This is a genomic window from Streptomyces sp. NPDC001904 (assembly GCF_040297005.1).
GTDB lineage: Bacteria > Actinomycetota > Actinomycetes > Streptomycetales > Streptomycetaceae > Streptomyces.
The window spans coordinates 1-3,598 of the sequence record NZ_JBEOYI010000065.1; the positions used below are offsets into that span (position 1 = coordinate 1).

A 3,598-nucleotide genomic window follows, 5' to 3' on the forward strand; every position below is an offset into this window, starting at 1 on the left:
TACGCGGAGTATGCCAAGGACCCGCGGATGCGGGCCAACATCGGCATCCGCCGCCGTCTGGCGCCGCTGCTGGACAACGACCGCAACCAGATCGAACTGTTCACCGCGCTGCTGCTGTCGCTGCCCGGCAGCCCGATCCTGTACTACGGCGACGAGATCGGCATGGGCGACAACATCTGGCTGGGCGACCGGGACGCGGTGCGCACCCCGATGCAGTGGACCCCGGACCGCAATGCCGGGTTCTCCTCCAGTGATCCGGGGCGTCTGTTCCTGCCCACGATCATGGACCCGGTCTACGGCTACCAGGTGACCAATGTCGAGGCGTCGATGTCGTCGCCGTCGTCGCTGCTGCACTGGACGCGGCGGATGATCGAGATCCGCAAGCAGAACCCGGCCTTCGGCCTGGGCTCGTACACGGAGCTGCCGTCGTCGAACCCGGCCGTCATCGCGTTCCTGCGGGAGTACCAGGACGACCTGGTCCTGTGTGTGCACAACTTCTCCCGCTTCGCCCAGCCCACCGAGCTCGATCTCCAGGCCTTCAGCGGCCGCCACCCCGTCGAACTGATCGGCGGGGTCCGTTTCCCCGCGATCGGCGAACTGCCCTACCTGCTGACACTGGCGGGCCACGGGTTCTACTGGTTCAGGTTGCGGAAGGACGGGGTCTGACACCGTCCTCCTGAGCGGCGCGGCGGTGCGGTTCGTGCACCGCCGACGCCGGAGTGCCCAGCATCTCGTCAACGGACCGGCGCGCCCGCCACGGCCCACAACAGGACGAGGTGCTGGGTGGTGCGGGCCGCCGCCGAGGTGTTCGGCGCCCGGAGGCACGCGGTGTACGGGGCCGTCCGTCCGCGCCGGTGACCCGTGAAGACTCGCCGCCCTCGCGTCACCGGGAATGTCCAAGAACCCGCCAATCCCGGTTTCCGTCCCCTCCCCCGGGGCACTCTCCACCAATACCGTGCGGGACATACGCCGCCGCGCACCGTCCCGGCCCGCGCCGCGGATCGCGCACGCAACCGTTCACGCACGCTCGGCACGTCCCCCTCTGGACCAGCTCAGGACAGCATCTCGGCACCCGGGACCGCGCACACCGTCGTCGAGCGTTCCCGGCCCGGGGAAAGGACGCGACCATGTCGGAAGCCGCAGGCCGCCCCGCCGCTCCCGCCCATCCCACCGCCGTCGCGGCGGACGACCCCTCCGGCCTCCTCCTGTCCCTGGAGCCACTCCTGCGCGAATGGCTGCCACGCCAGCGCTGGTTCGCGGGCAAGGGCCGGCCCGTCACCGGCTTCACCCTCGACTCCGCCACCCCGCTGCTGCCGGACTCCGCCCTGCTGCACCTGCTGGTGCGCACGCACCAGCCGCCCGCCGACGACGACGGCCCCGGAGACCGCTACCAACTCCTCATCGGCACGGCCGAGTTGCTGCCCCGGCACCTCGCCCCCGCGGCGATCGGCGCGATCACCCGCGGACCGCTGGCCGGCCGCACCGCCTACGAGGCCCTCCAGGATCCCCGCCAGGCGTCCGTGCTGCTGGAACGGCTCCGGATACCCGGCGCCCTCGGGGCGCTCAGCTTCCATCGCGGCCCGCACGGGGAGGTCCCGCGCGGCCTCGTCCCCCGCCCCCTGCAGGCGGAGCAGTCCAACTCCTCGGTCGTGTACGGGGACCGGCTGATCGCCAAGTTCTTCCGGAGGGTCGTCGCGGGCACAAACCCCGACCTCGAACTTCCCCTCGCGCTGGCCCGTGAGGGATGCGACCGGGTGCCCGCGCCGGTGGCCTGGTTTGAGACGCGGACCGGCGACACGGAGGAGACCACGACCCTCGGCGTCCTCCAGCCGTTCCTCGACGGCGCGGCCGACGGCTGGGACCTGGCCCTGAAACACCTCACCAACGAACAGGACTTCACCGAGGAGGCTCGGCAGTTGGGCCGCGCCACGGCGGAGGTCCACACGGCGCTCGCGCGGGCGCTCCCCACGGTCACGTACAGCCGCGCGCAGACGGAACAGCTCGCCGAGACGATGACCCGCCGACTGGAGACGACGGCCCAGCAGGTACCGGCACTGCTCCCGTACGTCCCCGCGCTGCGCTCCGCCTTCGCGGCGCTGCACGACCTCGCCGCCGACGGCCGCACCCGGCAGGCCCAGCGCGTCCACGGCGACCTGCACCTGGGCCAGTGCCTGCGCGAGCCGGACGGCACCTGGCGGCTCATCGACTTCGAGGGCGAACCGTCCCGCCCCCTCGCCGAGCGCCGGCTGCCGCACCCCCCGCACCGCGACATCGCCGGCATGCTCCGCTCCTTCGACTACGCGGCCCGCAGCGCCCGCCCGTGGAACGCGGCGTGGGCGGACTCCTGCCGTGCCGCGTACTGCGCCGGATACGCGGAGGTGACCGGCAGCGATCCGCGCACCGACCCGGTCCTGCTGCGCGCCTACGAGACGGACAAGGCGGTCTACGAAGCCCTGTACGAGGCCCGCCACCGCCCGGACTGGCTCCCGGTCCCGCTGGCCGCCCTCGCCCGCCTGGCAGAAGAGACCCCCCGATAGGGACACGGGGAACCACGCAACCCACCCACCGAAGCCCCGAAAGAGGCGCGGGGAACTGCGCGAGAACCCCACCGACCCCGCACCCGCCATCGCCACCGCACCCCCGCCCGGCACACGCGAAGCCCCTCAAGGAGGCGCACCCCGTGACCCCCCGTCCCACCACGACCCCGGCCCCCGTCCCGGAGGACGACCGCTCCCGGCTGCTCGCCGCGACCCACCACAACCCCCACGGAGTGCTCGGCGCCCACCCGGCCCCCGACGGCGTCGCGTTCCGCGTCTGGCGCCCCTACGCCCGGCAGGTCGCCGTCCGTGTCCCGCAGGGCTCGCGCACCGAACTCCACGACGACGGCGACGGGTTCTTCTCGGGCCTGCTGCGACTCGACGAGGTCCCGTCGGCGTACGACCTGGAGATCACGTACGCCGACACCACCCAGACGGTCGCGGACGCCTACGCCCTGCTGCCCGCCCTCGGCGAACTCGACCTCCACCTCATCGGCGAGGGCCGCCACGAGCAGCTGTGGACCGCGCTCGGCGCCCGCCCCATGACCCACCAGGGCATCGAGGGCACCCGCTTCACGGTCTGGGCGCCGAACGCCCGCGGGATCCAGGTCGTCGGCGGCTTCAACTACTGGGACGGCGCGGCCCACAGCATGCGGTCCCTCGGTTCGTCCGGCATCTGGGAGCTGTTCGTGCCCGGGATCGGGGAGGGCGAGCTGTACAAGTTCGAGATCACCCGTCCCGACGGCAGCAAGACGATGCGCGCCGACCCGCTCGCCACCCGCACCGAGGTCCCCCCGGCCAACTCCTCCATCGTGCACGCCTCGCGTCATGAGTGGCGGGACGGGGAGTGGCTGGCGCGGCGTGCCGAGCGGCCGGTGCACGAGGCGCCGTTCTCGGTGTACGAGATCCATCTGGCATCCTGGCGACCCGGTCTGACCTACCGTCAGCTGGCGGAGCAGTTGCCGTCGTATGTGCGGGATCTGGGGTTCACGCATGTGGAGCTGTTGCCGGTGGCCGAGCATCCGTTCGGGGGCTCGTGGGGCTATCAGGTCACCGGGTTC

3 protein-coding genes are annotated in these 3,598 nt (G+C 72.4%); all 3 read left to right on the top strand.

The features are described 5' to 3' along the window. A partial coding sequence (locus tag ABT127_RS39230) for an alpha-glucosidase C-terminal domain-containing protein (protein ID WP_351461369.1) occupies positions 1-666 on the top strand: 666 nt, incomplete at its 5' end. A gap of 461 nt (positions 667-1,127) precedes the next feature. After that, positions 1,128-2,537: a maltokinase N-terminal cap-like domain-containing protein gene (locus ABT127_RS39235; RefSeq protein ID WP_351461372.1), complete on the top strand. Its 1,410-nt coding sequence runs from the start codon at positions 1,128-1,130 to the stop codon at positions 2,535-2,537. Between the two features lie 143 nt (positions 2,538-2,680). Next, positions 2,681-3,598, top strand: a 918-nt coding sequence (locus ABT127_RS39240; RefSeq protein ID WP_502971859.1) for a GlgB N-terminal domain-containing protein, incomplete at its 3' end; no start/stop codon positions are given.